Source organism: Mariniradius saccharolyticus AK6 (assembly GCF_000330725.2).
Taxonomy (GTDB): Bacteria; Bacteroidota; Bacteroidia; order Cytophagales; family Cyclobacteriaceae; genus Mariniradius; species Mariniradius saccharolyticus.
In genome coordinates this window covers 102,148-119,668 of record NZ_AMZY02000003.1, presented here as the reverse complement: position 1 = coordinate 119,668, position 17,521 = coordinate 102,148, and the positions used below count along the sequence as shown (strand labels likewise).

Below are 17,521 nucleotides of genomic sequence, written 5' to 3'. Positions count from 1 at the left end.
AGCTTCCATAAAAGACAAACCAGGAAGCCACCTGATTATCTACCACACATCAACCAATACCTCATCAAAATCCAAAGTGGATTGATTGACTTTCAATGGATTAAAATTAGGAAACACCAAAAAAAGCACCCAAAATTTCTGCTTCTCAAAATGTCAGAAAATGCAAATCGGGGAAATAAGATTATTGAAAATTAAGGTTCGGGATCCTTTTTTACCTGCACTTGAAATGCCGGAGCCTTGTAATCCTGGTCGAGGTAATCCGTGGGAATGGTCGTGTTGTTCCCATCCCGCATCGCGCGATAATGCGGAGACATGATTTCGATTCCTCTGGCATTGCATTCATCTTGGATATTCTGATGGAGTTCGGAAAGTATGAGCACCATTTTTCTCGCGTCATTGGTATAGGCGTTGATTTGGTAGGCCACATAAAAATCCTCCAACGCTGTCTGGAGTACAAAAGGTTCGGGGGTCGGTTTTATACCTTCTGTTTTTTTGGCAGCCGCAATGAGTGTTTGGTGCATGATTCGCCAAGGAACGTCATAGCCAATGGTGACGGTGGTGTGTATTAGCAATCCCTCCTTTTGGGCCATCGCCGAATAATTCATGGTATTGCTGCTCAGCAAGGTTGAATTGGGTATGGTGATTTCCTCGTTTTTTATCGTCTGAAGGCGCGTTACCAAAAGTGTTTTTTCGATCACCGTCCCTGAAATTTCCCCGATCTTGATCCTGTCGCCAATCTTGAAAGGCCGCATATAGGTGATCACCAATCCCGCCACCATGTTTGAAATCGCAGAAGAAGACCCCAGGGAAATCAGCAAGCCTATAAAAACCGAAACTCCACGAAAGACATTCGAATCGGATCCCGGTAGGTAGGGAAAAATCAATACGATCGTAAATGCATAGAGCAGCGCCCTGACGATTCCATAGGTCGGCATCGCCCAATCGGCGTGAAAATCAGGGATTTTGAGTTTTTCAGCATCAATCTCCTTGAAAATATATTTGATGAACTTGATAAAATACCGCATGACCAACGCAATCACGATGATCGTGAAAAGGTTTGGCAAAAAATCCTTTACCGCGATCAAAATGGAAAGCACCGGCTTGCGTACATAGTCCAGCAGCAGATTTGCCCAGGACCTTGTCAAAGGAAAAATGCTGAAAATCAATGAAAGGGCAAAGTAGACTATGACGATGATGACAAGCCATTTCAGAGCGTTGAGCAGAAAGACTATTCCACGCATCTCCTGTTCTGCGGTCAGAAAAGTATAATCCTTGTAGGTAAGGTTCTTGAGCAGCTTTTCCTTCTTCGCCTCAATGTAGGCCAGCAGTTTTCTGAATCCTCTTCCAACGAGCCAAACAACTACGCTAAGCGTCAACAATCCCAAAACGCCATAGGCAATCCGCGTAAGCACTCTTTTGAGCGAAAACGTATCTCTCGCATCGGCGATGGACGCGGCTATCGCATTACGTGTTTCCAGCGCAAAACTCTCTAATTCCTTCTCCTGAAATTTCGCTTCCTTCTCAGTGAGATGGACGATGATCTTGTCCTGATATACAATGTCAAATGCGCCTTCATCTGCGTTCAATATGACGGAATCCTTATTGAAGAAATCCGATTCAAACAGTGTCCGTATCCTCTCACTGATTAGGCGGGCCCTTTCTTTCGGTTGGGTGGCTCCTGTCCTCGTAAATACGTAGAAAATCGTATCTCCCAACACCCCGGTGACTGGATACCCATTCAACTCACTCTCGGCAAGTTCCTCGGAAGTTGGTTCTGTTGACGTCGTTTGACCACCGGCATTTAAGGCATAAAAAACCAAGCAAATCGCTTTAATCACGATCACCTTTTTTTTCAGCCAAGAGGCAATTCCAACCATTTTCGGATATTTCCTGAACGAAATTTTACCAACCATAATATGAAGCTTGAAAAACTATCGCCGAACAACTGATTTTACCTATGAAAACCAGCATAGAACATTATGGGAAGTTACACATCATTTTCCCCGAAAACCAAAAAAACGGAATTGTTAAACGGTTCTTTTTGAGCTTACCTGAAGTCCAATTGATGCAAAAATGTCAATCTCACCGACTGAATTTCCTCGATTTCTGAGATGGCAGGCTGGTATTGGAAAATATACTGATAAAGAATTGCCAAATCAATTTGACGGTTGGGTGACAAGATCAATCCAGCCAAGGTACGGTTTTGGTTGAAAGCCCTTCCTCCTGTCAAGTCCCCTGTTTGGAACATGATCTCATTCGCCGCCTGCCAACTCAATTGGAAACCATTCGGCTTTGCTGAAGGAATGACAAGCCCCTGCGCTTGGAACATGTACCTATATCGCATTGTAAAAAATGAGCCTTGCGCACTTTTTCGGAAGAAATCCTCAAACTCTCGAAATCGTTCTTCTAACCTAATCCTATTGGAGAATATATACCGCGAGTTTCTTTTTTGCCAGAGTACCTGTTGCCAGAGTCTATGCTCGTGAAACCATTCATTGTCAATTCGCCTGACATAGGTCCCAAACCAGGCATAGCCTCCGGAAAACCTCCATTCTTCATTTAAAAAATAAATAAGTCCTCCCCGCGCAGCCGCCAGGTTTGACTGGAATGGAAAAAATCCCCTCGTCCGATAATTCAAGTCAAAGGTGTAGCCCCATTTTTGGGAAAGCCGTGTTTGGTTATTGTAGGTGAGCCAAGTCTGAAAGTCACCTTGAGCCATTGATTCCGAAGTTATGGAAACAAATAGTACGAAACTGACGGCTATAAATTGGAGCTTCATTTGGCAATTATTAAACTCCAAAAATAGAATAAATGTGACTCAAGGCACATTGATCCATGCTATTTGACTTTTTCAAATAATATCAGAATTTTATTTGTTGAAACAAAATCAATTCACGCCGTCAAGACCTGCTAGAAACAGCTTTTTTGGACCGAAATCCCTACCTTCCTGTTCCCAAACACGGATGCCGAAAAAATATTTAACTTTTTTTCACATACCCTTGCAACCAATTTCCAAAGACCTGTATCTACCTATTTGAAAGCCAACCAACATGTTATTTCGAAAAACTTTTACAACTGAAACGGACATCGTACAAGCGTGCCTGCGGGGGGAAAGAAAAGCCCAGCAGCACTTGTATGAGACCTACTCGGGGAAGTTTTTCGCAATCTGCCTCCGGTACGTCAAAGACAGGGATCTGGCGGAAGATGTGATGATCGAAGGCTTTATGAAGATCTTTGAAAAATTGCCCCAGTTCGAAGCAAAGGGAAGCTTCGAAGGATGGATGAAAAGAATCATCGTGACACAGTCGCTTCTTACGCTGAGAAACAATCGAAACCTTGCCATGGAAGTCAACATGGACAATGTGCTCGAAGTTTCGGAGTCCACCTACGAGCTTCAGCATTTGGAAGTAGACGACCTGATGGAACTAGTGAGGGACCTGCCGGTGGGATACCGGACTGTGTTCAACCTTTATGCGATCGAAGGCTATTCGCATGCCGAAATCGCTGAATTACTCGGCATCACAGAATCGACTTCCAAGTCCCAACTCAACCGGGCAAGAAACGTGCTTAAAGAAAAAATCACCAAACAGCAACTCAAAGAAAGGAGAATCAATGGCTAGCACCGACAAAAATATGGACCAATACTTCCGGGACAAGCTCTCGTCCCACGAGGTAAAGCCCTCCAAATTGGCTTGGGAAAGACTGGACAGCCAGCTGTCCCAGCAACAAAAAAAGGCCGCATTCCCTTGGCTAAGGGTAGCGGCAGTGGGGCTGCTTTTGCTTGGCTTCGGATATTTGATTATGAGTCTTGTCAAGGATACCGAGGTGGAAAACCTCGATACAACGGCTTTGGTACAGGAACAAATCGCTCCAGAGACAAATCAAGAATCTGAAGACTCTTTGGAACCAGCAACAGAATCTGAATCAAGAATCTTAGCCCCTGCTTCAAAATCGACGGATCAAGACCAGGTAAAATCCTCGACAAAGACCGCCAAAAAGGCTTTGGAAAACAAGAATGAATTGCTCGCTGAAGTGACACCCACACATCCCGAAGAAACTACGATTTCCGTACCCGAAATCGAGCTTCCTGAACTGAAAATGGACGAGGCAGTGGCAGAAAATATCCCGGCAATGGAGGAGGAAGAAGCACCTGCTTACCGGGTGATCATCAAGTCCTACGGGATCAAAGAGGAACCCCAAAAACAAAATCTGATAGCAGGAATAGAAAACAAAGTAGAAAAAATCGGTGGATTGATCAGCAAAATGGAACAAGGCTTCGCAGACCTGCAGGATGCAAAAGACAATCTGTTTGACATCAATGCCGCCAGGAAAGAAAAAAGTCCAAAATAAAAACTTAAACCAACCATGAAAAAATACCTCATATTATTTTGCTTGCTGGGCCTGGTGCAGGCTGCGTTTGGATTCACCGAAAAGGAATTCACGGCTCCTCAGGACACCATCATTGTCGAATTCGGCAAGTCAGGAAAGATCTTTTTGGTTGTTGACAACAAAGAAGATTTTGAGCGACTCAAGGGCATGAACGTCAATCAAATCATCCAGGAACTCAATCTACAAGTGGATGAAAAAACAGGCGAATCCGTCATTGTCACGGTTGACAGCGCCAAAGGCTCCAAAGAAGTTGTCAAAGTATACGAAGACGGACCGATCACGGAGGTCAATGTGGCTGGCATCAGGATTCTCGTGGACGAAAGCAATCCCGACACCAAGGTGCGCGTAGAAACAGGCACCAGAAAAAAGCAGGATCCACCGTTCCGCACCTACTTCAACCTAGACTTGGGATTGAACAACTACCTCGACCAAAACGGACAATTCCCAAACACATCGCAACCATATGCCGTCAAAGGCTGGGGAAGCTGGAACGTCGGCCTCAACTTTATGGCCAGCCAACGTATCAGCAAAGGCTTCAACTGGGACTTCGGGTTGGGCTTCCAATGGTACAACTTCAAGTTCGAGAACCGTGATTTCCAAGCGGTCAGGGGTGAGGATGGGATAGAATTTGTCCAAAGGACTGACGTAGCTGGATTCAAGAGCAAGATTTCCGCCTCGTACCTAACCGGTATGTCTCTTTTCAGGCTTGATTTTGGAAAAATGAACGATGCCGGACGTAGAGGACTCAGAGTTGCACTCGGACCCTATGCGGGCTACCGATTGGGCGGCACGAGCAAATATGTGTACCGACCATTGGAGGGAGGAAGCCGAAGAAAAGAGCATGCAAATACAGGCATTTTCCTGAACAACTTCAGATACGGTATGCGGGGTGAAGTCGGATTTGGCAGGATCAACTTGTATGCGACCTACGATTTCAACCAACTATTTCAGGACGGAAAAGGGCCTGAGTTGAATCCCATCGCCATCGGTATAGTATTCTAAAATTACTCCACAAACCAACTATGAAATTTGCCACAATTACACTTTTGATGTTTTTGACAGTTTCTCTGGGTTTTGCCCAGGGACTGTCAAAGCCAGACACTACCGTCCAGGAATCGAAGCACTTTCGAATCTTTGGCACTGATGTCACAATCAGTAAAAACGAGGAAGGAAACTCCGTATGGGAATTTACCGAAATAGAAAAGGACTCGAATAAGTCCAAAAACTTCAATAAATACCCAAAAAGTGACGGCGGACTCACCTTTGACATCGGTATCAATCAATGGGTTGAAACTGACCCCGCACCTGCCGTGAAACCTTGGGGCAGCTGGAATCCTGCGATCAACGCGTTTCATTCCTATTATGCCTCGAAGAATTTCTTCCTGAAAACCACTTTGGGCGTTAGTTGGTATAATTTCAAGTTTGAAGACAGAAACCTCCAAGCGCTTCGAAATGCCGATGGGGTCTACTTCGAAGAACATCCAAGCCAGACCGGCATTCGAAGCAAAATTTCTGCTTCATACGCAAACCTAACACTCGTACCGACTATCAGAACCTCGAGTAAAAATTTCCGCTTCGGCATAGGTGGCTATGCAGGTATGAGACTGGGTGGACGCGGCAAATTCGTCTACCGAGACACAAATGGAAACAAAATGAAGGAATTCCAGATGGGAAATATGTTTGCCAATGATTTTCGCTACGGTCTCCGTTCGGAGATCGGAATCGGCCAAGTGGACTTCTACATCAACTATGACTTAAACGAATTCTTCCAACAAAACAAAGGCCCCAGGGTAAACGCCCTGAGCTTCGGTATCATTATTTAACTTTCCAATCACTATGAAAACTGTTACAAAATTCCAACCACTCCTTTTGGCGATTGCATTGCTATTGGGTCCGATCCAAGCATTTGCCCAGTTGCAAACCATCGTCGATGTCAATCGGTCCTTTACCGGAATCAAAAAAATCGAAGTTTCTGGAGGTTCTCTAGAGGTAGAATACATCGGTTCCCCATCAGCCGGCGAGGTGTCGGTCAATGCCTTTCTGGAATCCAATAACCCCAACCAAGACATCATTTTCGTGACGGTTGGTGACGTCCTTAAAATCACCCACAAAGTGACAACCAGCAATTGGAACAACAACCGTACAAAAGGCCACATCAAAATGAAAGGGCCTGAAAATGTGAGCCTTGATCTAAAAGGAGGCTCAGGTTCCGTCAGTGCCGAAAACGTGAAATCCTCGGAAACCAACCTTTCGGTAGGCTCCGGAAGTGTGATGGGAACCAATATCCAAGGCAATGTCAACGTGAATGCTGGCTCCGGATCCATCAAGCTTTCAGGCATTGAGGGCAACGTGAAAGGAAACGTCGGATCCGGTTCAGCGTCTTTCACCAACCTCAAAGGCAACCTTGCCTATAGCTGCGGTAGTGGAGGCGTCAATGCCTCCCAAATTGCCGGGTTGGTCAATATTAGCCTGACATCCGGAAATGCAAAACTCGAAGACATCGGTGAGCTCGGCGAACTCAAAGTAACCTCCGGCAACATCACAGCAAATAACGCCGGCCTGGGTGCCAACACCAGCATAAGTGGAACTTCAGGCAATTTCAAAATCCAAACCCCTTCCAACCTTAGGGATTTCAACTATCGCCTCAATGCAACTTCCGGCAACATCACTGTGGGCGAGTCTAGAGGTGGTAAAAGCCTTACCATTGACAACGGTGCATCAAAAGATATCCGAGGAAGCATCACGTCGGGAAACATTTCGATCGTGAATCAATAGTAGGTTAATGCCACTACAAAGTCGCTTAGATGGTTAAATCCTGCAGTGATTGCGGAAAAAGACCAAGGAATCTGAATGTTTACCTTTGACCTTGATAGCGCGCCCGCGACTATCAAGGTTTTTTTATGTACGGTTTAAACCAATTATCCACGATCGGTTCTAATTCTCGGGGAAATTATGATTAGCTTCCCTAGTTGAAGGAGATCATTTAGACAGAAAAAAACCACATATGGAACCCATCAAAAAAGAAGACCTGAGTCAAGAAGTATTTGACATGTATGATTACTATGTCCATGGCAAAATGAGCCGTCGCGAATTTATGGACGGCCTGTCCGCATTTGCAGTAGGCGGTTTGACCGTTGCGGCGATCATGGCTTTTTTGTTGCCAAACTACGCCGAAGCCAAGCGCTTTTCGCTGGATGATGACCGCTTGGCATCCGAGTACATCGAATACGATTCTCCGAAAGGTGCCGGCAAAATGAAAGCCTTGCTTAGCAAACCGGCTGATAGAAAGGGCAAATTGCCTGGAATCGTGGTCGTACACGAAAACCGCGGACTCAATCCCTACATCGAAGATACAGCCCACCAAGCTGCCTTGGATGGATTTATCGCCTTGGCTCCCGACGCCTTGACACCTTTTGGTGGCTACCCTGGCAACGATGACGAGGGCCGTACCCTGCAGGCAAAACGAGATCGCAACGAGATGCTGGAGGATTTTATTGCTGCCGTGGGAGTGCTTCAAAACCATCCAGATTGCAATGGCAAGGTTGGTGTCGTCGGGTTCTGCTTTGGCGGGTGGATTTCCAACATGATGGCGGTGCGTGTTCCGGATCTAAAGGCTGCGGTACCATTTTATGGAGGACAACCAAGCGCAGAAGAAGCCAAAACCGTACAAGCTCCCATCCAATTGCATTTTGCGGAACTTGATACCCGGGTCAATGAAGGCTGGCCAGCATGGGAAGCCGCACTCAAGGCCAATAATAAATCCTATGAAGTGCACTTCTATCCAGGCGTTAACCATGGTTTCCACAACCATTCAACGCCTCGGTATGACAAAGCTGCGGCAGATTTGGCTTGGGGAAGGACGATTGCATTCTTCAGAAAACACCTAGGGTAATCCAAAATCTATTCCTGTCTGGAAGTGCGCACTTCTTTGGTGGCTTGCTTTTTCAGGCAGGATTATTTTTTGCTGGAAACGAAATTGCCAAAACCTATTTTCGCCAATACTTCGTCCAATTTTTCCCTGCTGTTTGCAACAGGAGCCAAATCAAACAATTCCACTTTTCTGAAATCGATGGGGTGACTTTCGCTTTGAAGGCTGATATAACCTGAATCCAGCTTTTTTCCATCGATTTTGATTTCAGGATCAAAATTGGCCACGTTTCCTCCACCAATTTGGGGAGAATAGTAAGTGATCACAGACTCGCCTTCCAAAATGTGGTGAATGACCGAATCCCCCAAAACGAGAAACTGCGCCTTGACCCATTGGTCTCCATGGTAGGTCTTTGAATTGGAGTTGACACAATGCGGGGTAAAAAGCTCTCCTCCCATTACTACATTCGTCCCCGGAGTACAAAGGTTGCTGGTGGTTCTTGGATTGGTGCCATCGCCGCCCAAAAACTGTCCTTCGACACAAATCGGGAAATCCTGGTCCTTCAAAATTGTCTTTGGATCTTGGCAATGCAACATCGCCCCGGAATTGCGAAGCGCCCAGTCCTCACCTCCCGGCGCCTGTTCGCCTACAAAGCGATACTCGACCGAAAGGATATAATGGGAAAACGGCTCATTGAAATAGATGTGACCATATTGTTGGTCAAAATCCTCGTAGCCATCGTAGCGGACTTGCAGCATTCCGTTTTCCACGCGAAAGGTATTCGCGAAATTTTCCCCCACTTCATGTTTGGCAATCTTGATTGTCCAATCGTCCATGTCCTTGCCGTTGAATAATTGCCGCCATTCCAGGCTTACGATCTCGGCGGTATTGCTTGGTTTGCAGGAATTTATCAAAAGACAGATGCCCATCGCAAGGGAAAGCCAGGTGAATTTCTTCATGTTTTCAATTTGTTTGATCGTCTGAAAATACAGATTTATTGGCTATTTTGGAGGTTGAACCACAGCATTATGAAAACCTATTTCCTTGCCCTTAGCCTTGTTTGCCTATTTTTTCAGCATGTCTCCGCACAGGAGGTTTTAAATCTGGATAAAACCGAGGATGCCAACCTTGGCGCTTTGGAATCGCTTTCTTGGATAGCCGGCTACTGGAAAGGAACGGGTCTTGGCGGTGAATGTGATGAACTTTGGCTGCCTGCGGTGGACAATAACATGATTGGCACCTTCAGGTTTTCGATGGATGGCAAAGTCATTTTTACGGAATTCATGAACATCGTCGAAGAAAACGGTCGGCTTTACCTCAAACTGAAGCACTTCAACCGGGACCTCAGCGGATGGGAGGAAAAGGAAAAATGGACCGAGTTTAAGTTCATCAAGGCTGAAGGCCAAACTGCGTACTTCAACGGATTAACCTTTCACCGCGAAGGGGACAAGATGGTGCTGCGGTTGGCGCTAACCCAAAACGGCCAAAGAACCATTGAAGAATTTGTTTACTATAAGACAAGTCTCTAGGAATTGAATCCTAATCCATCTTTAGCTTCATCAGAATAGGTCGATGATCGGAAAAGTCCACATCCAAAACTTCGATTGAAATCACTGTTCCACGTAAGTCCTGCGATATCCAGAAATAGTCAATTCTTGATGTTGGCGCTTCGGCGGGATAAGTCGCGGCTGGACTTGCATTTAGCAAAAGCGCTGCATCCAAAAAATCCTTGGACAAAATCCCATAGGCCCGCTCATTTGGCTCGAAATTAAAGTCTCCCGCAATCACCACGGGCAATTCATGCCTTAGGAGCTGCCGGATGATTTCTTCCGTTTGGGCATTTCGGTTGGCTTCAAACTCGTGGCAAAGGTGCGTTCCGGCGAAAATAAACTCCTTCCCGTCTGAGAATTCCACTTTGGCGAATGCCATGCTTCTACCCTCCCCTCCCATTGGAGTTGGTAGAGAAATGGTCGAAAACTCAAGCGGCCATTTGCTCAATATCGCTTCTCCGTATCCGCCTTGCGAAAAATCGATGGCTTTGGCAAAGTACCCGTGCATTCCTGTCAACTCGGCCAATTCTGCTGCTAAGTCCACCTTCCTCCCGCCTTGGCTTGACGCGGACCGTACCGTCATACTGTCTACTTCCTGCAGTGCCACAAAGTCAGGTTGGTATTTTTGGATCAGGGCAGCCACTTCGGCGAGGTTCGATTCACCCGCATGATAGGGGTTTTCTCCGTGATAGATATTAAAAGTCAAAAAGGTCAATGTCCTTTGCTGGGCCTCTGCGAGGCAAGAAAAAAAGAATCCAATGATCAAGAAAAAGAGGAATTTACACATATGACAAAGTTGTCCTTTTTCACTAAAAAAAGAAATGACCGTAAGGCCTAGCCAAAAGGTCATTTCGTAAATTTATTTTTCTCACCAAGTGGTGGTTTTCAACTTCGTAAACACACGGATAATGTCGCTGAGACTGATTTGTCCCAATAATTTTCCGTCCTTGACGACTGGAAAGCGACGGATTTTGTGCTCGAGAAAAAGTTGGGCAGCATCAAAAATCGTGATGTCAGGGGAAAGTGTCATGACATCCTTGGTCATTTTTTCCTCAACCAAAGCAGAGAATTTTGGGGTGTTGGTGTATTGGCCCTTGATTACCACAGAAAGGCAATCCACCTCGGAAATAATCCCCACCAACTTGCCCGAATGGTCCAGGACGGGCGCCCCTGAGATTTTCTTGGATGCCAGTGTGACCAAGACCTTATCGATGGTATCGTCGGGCCTGAAAGTAATCAGGTTGGTGGTCATATGGTCCCTCACGCTGATAGGCTGTGTTTGATTGCGGGGTTCAGCCTCGCGGACCCCTTGGAAACTCTTTACCATGGTTTTATGGGTTTTGTACCCAAATAATTTAAAAAGAAATAACCTTTATCCAAAGAAAAAATTAAATGAATTCGAAAACTTAAAATAAAGAAAATCAAAAATGGAATAATTTGGAATTTTTTATCTTAAAATCACTACCTCACCTTCTTTTATTTCATTGATTTATTTTCCAGCCACACAAATGGTGTCCATTGCCAACTTGGAAGCGCAAAGGTCGATTTGAAATCAAAGCTCCCCAGCAACAAATCCACGTCGCCGTCAGCATCTATATCTCCTTTTTCAATAACCAAATAACTCAACCCGCCGACTTGGGGAAAATCAAAAGGCGAAAACTTACCAGACTTGTCTTGGAGAAGCAGAATAAAATTTCTTCTCGATCCGTCGACAATTTTCGGGAAATAGGATATGGCTGCGATATCCAGTCTACCATTACCATCAAAATCCGCCAAGACAAGTCCTGAGGCCCCATTCATGGGGAAAAAGTAGTTTTCCGAGAAATTGTATTTGCCGTCATTCAAAAACACGCGAACGCCGTGGTATGGCTTCTCGACCGGAGATAAATCGGCATTGTCACCATTGACAATGACAAGGTCGAGATGACCATCACCATTCATGTCGACAAACTCAAAATCCGAAGAACCAAAGGCAGGATGGAATTCAAGCCATTTTTTTTCAGAAAACTTCCCGCCACCTCGGTTAAAATAGGCATATACTCCTTCCTTTGCTTGGGTCATCAGCGCGAGTACATCAAGACGCCCGTCGCCATCCAGGTCCGAAACCACAGTCTTGCGTGCACCGGGCTGGGCGTTCAGCTTTTTTTCAAAATAACCATTTTCGGTTCTTTCAAACATTGAAAGCTGACCTACGTGATTCCCAAACCCACTAATCAGCCATTCTTCGCTACCATCTCCATTCAAATCCGCTCCCGAAAAGTGAACAGGACGCGTGAGGTTTTCCAAAATCCTTTCTTCCTTCAAACTTTGGTCATAAAAAGAAAAATTGCCAACCGAAAAGTTGGAGGGATCCATGACGCCCATAGTCAACAGGTAGAATCCGCCATCTGAAAATGAAATGTCCGATGCCGGAGAGGAAATACGGATCGAATCCAGCACATTGAAACCCTTCGCATCGATTCTAATCAAACTTCCCAACCTATCGCCCAGATAGATTTTCCCTTCTTTTTGGTTGAACCTCAGCAATGTAGTAAGCGTCGGGCGTTTGTTGGGAAATTGAGGAATTTGTACTTCAAACAAATCCGTCTGCTTCACCTCAGTTTCCCAAACACTACCTTCCGTTAGTTTCTCAGGCGCGTTTGTCAAATAATAATCCTGAATTTTTCCCCAAATCTCACTGGTAATCAAGGGCGATGCGGCATAAATCCCCGGAGGAGCATCGTTGTCCTCCCCTACCGCGACGCCAAAATCCTCTTCGTTGATAAGCCCCAATCGCCGACGCATATCGGGCAAAACACCTGTTTTCCAGGTTTCTCGGTCCAAAAGCTCTGGTTCGGGAAACATGTGACATGCCGCACAGTAAATTCCCGCCAAAGCCTTCCCGTCCAATTCCAACGACGGCTGATCCATTTGGGACAAAAGTTCAAAACCTTCTTTATCCTTGTCCTTAGCTGATTGACAGCCATATAGGTAGACAATCAAAAAACAAACAGAAAACAAGCTCCTGATGAAGAATAACATTGCGGTAAGTTGGTTTACAGCAATCTTAATCAATCAAGCATCGAAAAATCATCAATAATTGATAAACGGAAAAAAATAGCCCTACAATACCTTGACAACTTTCGCCGGCACTCCCATCGCCAGCACATTGTCCGGAATATCCTTAGTGACCACCGAACCTGCGGCGACAGTCACACCGGCACCTACCGATACGCCAGGCATGACAAGGACATTTCCCCCGATCCATGTGTTGTCTCCGATTTTCACAGGCAAAGCGCGCGTTTGGTAACTTGCCTCCTCTGGCGCGGGATTGGATTTGATCCTCTCGCCCGCCGATAGCGGGTGTGTGGCAGTGTAAATCTGAACGTGGGGTCCAAGCAGTACGTTTTTTCCAATATCGATTCGGTTACAATCCAAAAGAACCGCACCAGTATTAATAAATGTGTTTTCGCCGATGCTGATGTGCTTGCCATAATCACAATAGAATGGGCCTTCGATCCATACACCCTTTCCCAAACTGCCAAAAAGACTTTGGAGCAATGCGAATCGCATTTCACCGTCCCGTGTGGAAAGCGCCGACCATTCGCGCAGGATTTCCTTCGCCCTATGATACATCTCTATGAGCTCTGGGTCTCGGGAATTGTAAAATTCGCCTTTGAGTAGCTTCTCCCGTTCGGTCATTGCAGCTGATCCCTAAATTGCTTAACGGTTTTTTGGTCAACACTCAGGACCTGGTAAAAAGATTCCGATTCTTTGGATAACGAGACTGCTGGATGTCGATACTCAGTCTCCGAAGGTCTGAAGGATTTGCAGGATGCATGGATTTCCTTCAGGTTGACGTTACTGTTGAGTAGCGGCATATGTTCCGGTTTCAATCCTCCGCCGGGCATGATGATGATTTTGTCCTTCACCAAATCCATCCAATGCAGGATGTTGGAAATACCGTTGCCGACGTCATTTTCTCCCCCAGAGGTCAAAATCCGCTTAAAACCGCAATCAATAATATCTTCCAAAGCTTTTTCCTTATCCTTGCATATGTCAAAAGCGCGGTGAAAAGTGCAGGGTAGGTCCTCGGCCGCTTTCAGCAAATACTTGCAGGATTCCTTGTCAACATTTCCATCCGGTTTAAGAATTCCAAAAACGAAACCATCCGCGCCGAGTGACTTGAGGATAGCAATGTCCTTTTTCATGACGTACAATTCTTCGGGAGAGTAGATGAAGTCTCCTCCACGCGGTCGGATCATCACGAAAATCGGGATACCTAGTTTCTCCTTCAAAAAAGCTAGCGCTCCCACGCTTGGCGTCTCTCCTCCTTCAGCAAAATCCGAACACAATTCCAAGCGATCAATACCATACTCTGCGGCAAGCATGGCCGCTTCTATGGTAAACACGGGTGCCTCAATCAATACCTTAGCCATTTTTCGTAAAGCTGCTTTTTGAGTCAATCAAATCCTTCCCGCCTTGCTGGTGCCTCGCAAAATTAAATCCTGGGTGCACCGCAAAGGCACCATATTCGCCATCTTTATTGATGGCAAGAAAGCCGGCTTGGATATCCTTGATGTTGGCCGAGTTCTTTGCAATCAGCCGTCTCACGGCCTCTTCGCAGGCCTCCTGAGGACTTCTTCCTTGCCGCATCAGCTCCACAATTAGAAAACTGCCGCAAATCCGAATAATGGATTCCCCCAATCCAGTCGCCGTAGCCGCGCCGACCTCATCGTCGACATAAAGTCCCGCCCCGATGATGGGACTATCGCCCACCCTTCCGTGCATTTTGTAAGCCAATCCACTGGTGGTACATGACCCGGCCAGTTTTCCATCCGGACCAAGGGCGATCATACCAATCGTGTCGTGGTTCTCGATGTTGATGACCGGCTTGTATTCCGATTTCACTTTCCACTCTTTGTAGAGCTCCGCGGCTTTTGGGCTAAGGACCTCGGGCTCTAGGGGAAAACCTTGGGCAATCGCAAACTGTCGGGCACCTTCTCCCGCCAACATCACGTGGGGAGTCAAATCCATCACTTTCCTCGCCAAAGATATCGGATGCTTGATCTGTCGAACAAAGGCTACGGATCCGCAGCGACCATCTCCTGCCATAATGGAGGCATCCAAGGTGGCAATGCCCTCTCGGTCCGGTAAGCCCTGTAGTCCCACGGAAAGGTTTTCCAAATCCAATTCCGTCACTTTCACACCCTCTTCGACTGCATCCACCAGATTGCCAGTAGCATTCAAAACCTCCCAAGCCCGGTCGTTGGCAGGCATGCCGTGGTTCCAGGTCGATAGGATGAGCGGTTTGAATTTCTCCGAGGGCTTTTCCTCCGCGACGGGTTTGGCGCAGGATTCCAGAACGCCCGCAGATATCAACAGCGAAGAGGACGCAAGGGATTGTTTAAGAAAAGTACGTCTATTGGTACCCATATTGGCAATTTTTGTTTGGTGGATTGACGATTCAATATTGGAAAAAAATCGCTGAAAAGTGGAAGGAGGATACTTGAATCAAGAAAAAATCTTCGTTTGGTTACAGATGACGCGTATGGAGACCATGACGGGCAAAATTGACAAGCAAAAATTCTATCGATTATCTTTGTTTTTGTGGACATAAACCCACCGAAACCCTATCTTCCTCCAAAAATCAAACACAACATGAGACCCTATATTTTAGCCGAAACCAACTGGAAGAGACTCCAACACGAAAGATTTGATTTGGCGGTGCTGCCTTGGGGCGCCACAGAGGCTCACAATTACCACATGCCCTACGGAACGGACGTTTTTGAAGCAGATGCCATCGGCGCCGGTGCAGGGAAGTTTGCTTGGGAAAGGGGATCCAAAGTCGTCATCCTCCCTACGATACCGTTTGGCGTCAATACAGGCCAAAGCGATATCTATCTGGATATCAACATGAACCCGAGTACGCAGTTTGCCATTTTGAAGGACATCCTGACCGTGCTCGACCGTCAGGGTATGAGGAAATTTATGATCCTCAACAGCCACGGCGGCAACGACTTCAAAACCATGCTGAGGGAGTTGGGGCTGATGTTTCCAAGGATGCTCCTCGTCACCTGCAACTGGTACCAAGCCTTGGACAAAAGCCTCTATTTTGAAGAAGGCGGGGACCATGCGGATGAAATGGAAACCAGTCTCATCATGTACCTGCACCCGAAATTGGTCTTGCCGCTAGAAGAAGCTGGGGAAGGAAGGGAGAAAAAATCCGTCATTCCGGGAATCCGAGAGAAATGGGCTTGGACGGAGCGCAAATGGTCGCAGGTCACCGAAGACACGGGTATTGGCAATCCGAAAAAATCAACTGCAGGAAAGGGAAAACGTTATTTCGACGATATCTGCGCCAAGGTTGGGCAACTGATGATTGATCTTTGCGAAGCGGATTTGAAGGAGTTGTATAGAAGCTGAAAGCATCGATCGCCGTTTCCCAGAATCGAAAAACAAAAAATCCATACCCTTAAAGGGTGCTTAGCTATTTATTCCACAAAAAAGGGGGAAAGTTTCCAATCCCCCTTTGTAATTCTGGATCATTGATTAGACCTTCTCAATCACAATCGCAGAAGCACCGCCTCCGCCGTTGCAGATGCCTGCCACACCGATCTTTCCGGACTCCTGATGCAGGACGGAATTGAGCGTAGTGATAATTCTTGCACCGGAAGCCCCAAGTGGGTGACCCAATGACACTGCACCACCATAGACATTCAGCTTTGAAGGATCGATATCGAGTTCCCGTTGGTTTGCAATCGCTACTGCTGAGAATGCCTCGTTGATTTCGTAAAAATCCACGTCTCTTGCAGAAATGCCCGCATGCTTGATGGCTTTTGGAATAGCCAAAGCTGGCGCGGTGGTAAACCAAAGCGGATCCTGGGCCGCATCCGCGAAGCCAAGGATTTTGGCAATGGGCTTAAGTCCCAAGGCATCCGCCTTTTCTTTGCTCATGAGTACCAAGGCGGAAGCACCGTCATTCATCGTGGATGCATTTGCGGCAGTCACCGTACCATCTTTTTCGAAAACAGGCTTTAGGCTTGGTATCTTGTCAAAAAATACGTTTTTGTATTCCTCGTCTTCATCTATTACCACGGTCTCGCCTTTTCTCCCCTGAAGTTCGACGGGGACTACCTCTTCACGGAACGAACCTTTCTTCCATGCTTCGGCGGCGCGGGTGTAGGATTGGATCGCATAGGCATCCTGTTCCTCACGGCTGATTTTCATTTCCTTGGCAGTATGGTCGGCACAGTTACCCATGGGGAATTTGTAGTACACCTCGAAAAGTCCATCCTTCACCAATCCATCCAATAGCTCGGCATTGCCATATTTGTATCCAAATCTCGCTTTGGGAACATAGTAGGGCACATTGGACATGCTTTCCATCCCGCCCGCTACAACAATGTCATTTTGCCCTGTCATGATGGATTGGGCAGCAAACATGACTGCTTTCATCCCTGAGGCACATACTTTATTGATTGTCGTACAGGGAACATGGTAGCCGATACCCGCACCAATAGCTGCCTGCCTTGCCGGGGCTTGGCCCAAATTGGCCGAAATCACATTTCCCATCATGACTTCCTGTACTTCTTTCGGATCGACTCCTGCTTTTTTGATGGCACCTTTGATGGCGATGCTGCCGAGTTCCACGGCTGTCAATCCAGATAACTTTCCTCCAAAGCTTCCAAGCGGCGTACGGACCGCGGAGATGATGTATACTTCTTTCATGGGT

At 46.5% G+C, this 17,521-nt stretch carries 18 protein-coding genes; 8 read left to right on the top strand and 10 right to left on the bottom strand.

What is annotated here, in order from left to right; all coding sequences use genetic code 11:
- Nucleotides 1–191: 191 nt before the first annotated feature.
- Together C943_RS01765 and C943_RS01760 are read right to left on the bottom strand one after the other, a co-directional pair.
- Complete coding sequence (locus C943_RS01765; protein ID WP_008623644.1) at nt 192–1,913, bottom strand: mechanosensitive ion channel family protein; 1,722 nt, start codon at nt 1,911–1,913, stop codon at nt 192–194.
- A gap of 134 nt (nt 1,914–2,047) precedes the next feature.
- A complete protein-coding gene (locus C943_RS01760) occupies nt 2,048–2,719 on the bottom strand; it encodes a DUF2490 domain-containing protein (RefSeq protein WP_008623643.1) in 672 nt (223 codons plus the stop codon).
- Between the two features lie 331 nt (nt 2,720–3,050).
- On the opposite strand from C943_RS01760, the gene C943_RS01755 reads away from it, so the two are divergent.
- From C943_RS01755 to C943_RS01730, 6 genes are all read left to right on the top strand, one after another.
- A complete protein-coding gene (locus C943_RS01755) occupies nt 3,051–3,620 on the top strand; it encodes an RNA polymerase sigma factor (RefSeq protein WP_040478636.1) in 570 nt (189 codons plus the stop codon).
- A 13-nt stretch (nt 3,621–3,633) separates the two neighbouring features.
- Nucleotides 3,634–4,350 (top strand): hypothetical protein, encoded by a 717-nt coding sequence (locus tag C943_RS01750; protein WP_169334596.1) that lies wholly within the window; start codon nt 3,634–3,636, stop codon nt 4,348–4,350.
- Nucleotides 4,351–4,365: 15 nt separating this feature from the next.
- Complete coding sequence (locus C943_RS01745) at nt 4,366–5,391, top strand: outer membrane beta-barrel protein (protein WP_008623640.1); 1,026 nt, start codon at nt 4,366–4,368, stop codon at nt 5,389–5,391.
- A gap of 20 nt (nt 5,392–5,411) precedes the next feature.
- Nucleotides 5,412–6,212 carry a hypothetical protein gene (locus tag C943_RS01740; RefSeq protein WP_008623638.1) on the top strand — a complete coding sequence of 267 codons (801 nt, stop codon included), beginning with the start codon at nt 5,412–5,414 and terminating at the stop codon, nt 6,210–6,212.
- Nucleotides 6,213–6,225: 13 nt separating this feature from the next.
- Nucleotides 6,226–7,164 (top strand): DUF4097 family beta strand repeat-containing protein, encoded by a 939-nt coding sequence (locus C943_RS01735; protein ID WP_008623637.1) that lies wholly within the window; start codon nt 6,226–6,228, stop codon nt 7,162–7,164.
- A 229-nt stretch (nt 7,165–7,393) separates the two neighbouring features.
- Nucleotides 7,394–8,281, top strand: a complete 888-nt coding sequence (locus tag C943_RS01730) for a dienelactone hydrolase family protein (RefSeq protein WP_008623635.1) — start codon at nt 7,394–7,396, stop codon at nt 8,279–8,281.
- A gap of 62 nt (nt 8,282–8,343) precedes the next feature.
- Here the strand turns inward: C943_RS01730 and C943_RS01725 are convergent, their stop codons facing one another.
- Nucleotides 8,344–9,216 (bottom strand): 3-keto-disaccharide hydrolase, encoded by an 873-nt coding sequence (locus tag C943_RS01725; protein WP_008623634.1) that lies wholly within the window; start codon nt 9,214–9,216, stop codon nt 8,344–8,346.
- Between the two features lie 69 nt (nt 9,217–9,285).
- Here C943_RS01725 and C943_RS01720 point away from each other — a divergent pair, with 69 nt between their 5' ends.
- Nucleotides 9,286–9,786, top strand: a complete 501-nt coding sequence (locus C943_RS01720) for a DUF6265 family protein (RefSeq protein WP_008623633.1) — start codon at nt 9,286–9,288, stop codon at nt 9,784–9,786.
- Between the two features lie 10 nt (nt 9,787–9,796).
- On the opposite strand, the gene C943_RS01715 is transcribed toward C943_RS01720, so the two are convergent.
- The 6 genes from C943_RS01715 to C943_RS01690 all read right to left on the bottom strand — a co-directional run bounded on the left by C943_RS01715 (nt 9,797) and on the right by C943_RS01690 (nt 15,222).
- Complete coding sequence (locus C943_RS01715) at nt 9,797–10,594, bottom strand: endonuclease/exonuclease/phosphatase family protein (protein WP_040478726.1); 798 nt, start codon at nt 10,592–10,594, stop codon at nt 9,797–9,799.
- A gap of 81 nt (nt 10,595–10,675) precedes the next feature.
- A complete protein-coding gene (locus C943_RS01710; RefSeq protein WP_008623631.1) occupies nt 10,676–11,134 on the bottom strand; it encodes a CBS domain-containing protein in 459 nt (152 codons plus the stop codon).
- A gap of 149 nt (nt 11,135–11,283) precedes the next feature.
- The gene (locus tag C943_RS01705) at nt 11,284–12,828 is read right to left on the bottom strand and encodes an FG-GAP repeat domain-containing protein (RefSeq protein WP_008623629.1); all 1,545 of its coding nucleotides are present in this window, start codon (nt 12,826–12,828) and stop codon (nt 11,284–11,286) included.
- 81 nt (nt 12,829–12,909) lie between these two features.
- On the bottom strand, nt 12,910–13,488 hold the full coding sequence (locus tag C943_RS01700; RefSeq protein WP_008623628.1) for a sugar O-acetyltransferase: 579 nt from the start codon (nt 13,486–13,488) through the stop codon (nt 12,910–12,912).
- Nucleotides 13,485–14,225, bottom strand: coding sequence for a copper homeostasis protein CutC (locus C943_RS01695; RefSeq protein ID WP_040478633.1), 741 nt, complete (start codon nt 14,223–14,225; stop codon nt 13,485–13,487). The genes C943_RS01700 and C943_RS01695 overlap by 4 nt, the downstream gene beginning before the upstream one ends.
- On the bottom strand, nt 14,218–15,222 hold the full coding sequence (locus tag C943_RS01690) for an isoaspartyl peptidase/L-asparaginase family protein (protein WP_008623625.1): 1,005 nt from the start codon (nt 15,220–15,222) through the stop codon (nt 14,218–14,220). The genes C943_RS01695 and C943_RS01690 overlap by 8 nt, the downstream gene beginning before the upstream one ends.
- A gap of 225 nt (nt 15,223–15,447) precedes the next feature.
- Here C943_RS01690 and C943_RS01685 point away from each other — a divergent pair, with 225 nt between their 5' ends.
- Nucleotides 15,448–16,212, top strand: coding sequence for a creatininase family protein (locus C943_RS01685; RefSeq protein WP_008623622.1), 765 nt, complete (start codon nt 15,448–15,450; stop codon nt 16,210–16,212).
- A gap of 126 nt (nt 16,213–16,338) precedes the next feature.
- On the opposite strand, the gene C943_RS01680 is transcribed toward C943_RS01685, so the two are convergent.
- A complete protein-coding gene (locus C943_RS01680) occupies nt 16,339–17,517 on the bottom strand; it encodes an acetyl-CoA C-acyltransferase (RefSeq protein ID WP_008623621.1) in 1,179 nt (392 codons plus the stop codon).
- Nucleotides 17,518–17,521 lie beyond the last annotated feature (4 nt).

Bases quoted from the DNA above. Each gene is read 5' to 3' on its own strand.
- C943_RS01765 (WP_008623644.1), bottom strand. From the start codon at position 1,913: ATGGTTGGTAAAATTTCGTTCAGGAAATATCCGAAAATGGTTGGAATT.
- C943_RS01760 (WP_008623643.1), bottom strand. From the start codon at position 2,719: ATGGCTCAAGGTGACTTTCAGACTTGGCTCACCTACAATAACCAAACA.
- C943_RS01755 (WP_040478636.1), top strand. From the start codon at position 3,051: ATGTTATTTCGAAAAACTTTTACAACTGAAACGGACATCGTACAAGCG.
- C943_RS01750 (WP_169334596.1), top strand. From the start codon at position 3,634: ATGGACCAATACTTCCGGGACAAGCTCTCGTCCCACGAGGTAAAGCCC.
- C943_RS01745 (WP_008623640.1), top strand. From the start codon at position 4,366: ATGAAAAAATACCTCATATTATTTTGCTTGCTGGGCCTGGTGCAGGCT.
- C943_RS01740 (WP_008623638.1), top strand. From the start codon at position 5,412: ATGAAATTTGCCACAATTACACTTTTGATGTTTTTGACAGTTTCTCTG.
- C943_RS01735 (WP_008623637.1), top strand. From the start codon at position 6,226: ATGAAAACTGTTACAAAATTCCAACCACTCCTTTTGGCGATTGCATTG.
- C943_RS01730 (WP_008623635.1), top strand. From the start codon at position 7,394: ATGGAACCCATCAAAAAAGAAGACCTGAGTCAAGAAGTATTTGACATG.
- C943_RS01725 (WP_008623634.1), bottom strand. From the start codon at position 9,216: ATGAAGAAATTCACCTGGCTTTCCCTTGCGATGGGCATCTGTCTTTTG.
- C943_RS01720 (WP_008623633.1), top strand. From the start codon at position 9,286: ATGAAAACCTATTTCCTTGCCCTTAGCCTTGTTTGCCTATTTTTTCAG.
- C943_RS01715 (WP_040478726.1), bottom strand. From the start codon at position 10,594: ATGTGTAAATTCCTCTTTTTCTTGATCATTGGATTCTTTTTTTCTTGC.
- C943_RS01710 (WP_008623631.1), bottom strand. From the start codon at position 11,134: ATGGTAAAGAGTTTCCAAGGGGTCCGCGAGGCTGAACCCCGCAATCAA.
- C943_RS01705 (WP_008623629.1), bottom strand. From the start codon at position 12,828: ATGTTATTCTTCATCAGGAGCTTGTTTTCTGTTTGTTTTTTGATTGTC.
- C943_RS01700 (WP_008623628.1), bottom strand. From the start codon at position 13,488: ATGACCGAACGGGAGAAGCTACTCAAAGGCGAATTTTACAATTCCCGA.
- C943_RS01695 (WP_040478633.1), bottom strand. From the start codon at position 14,225: ATGGCTAAGGTATTGATTGAGGCACCCGTGTTTACCATAGAAGCGGCC.
- C943_RS01690 (WP_008623625.1), bottom strand. From the start codon at position 15,222: ATGGGTACCAATAGACGTACTTTTCTTAAACAATCCCTTGCGTCCTCT.
- C943_RS01685 (WP_008623622.1), top strand. From the start codon at position 15,448: ATGAGACCCTATATTTTAGCCGAAACCAACTGGAAGAGACTCCAACAC.
- C943_RS01680 (WP_008623621.1), bottom strand. From the start codon at position 17,517: ATGAAAGAAGTATACATCATCTCCGCGGTCCGTACGCCGCTTGGAAGC.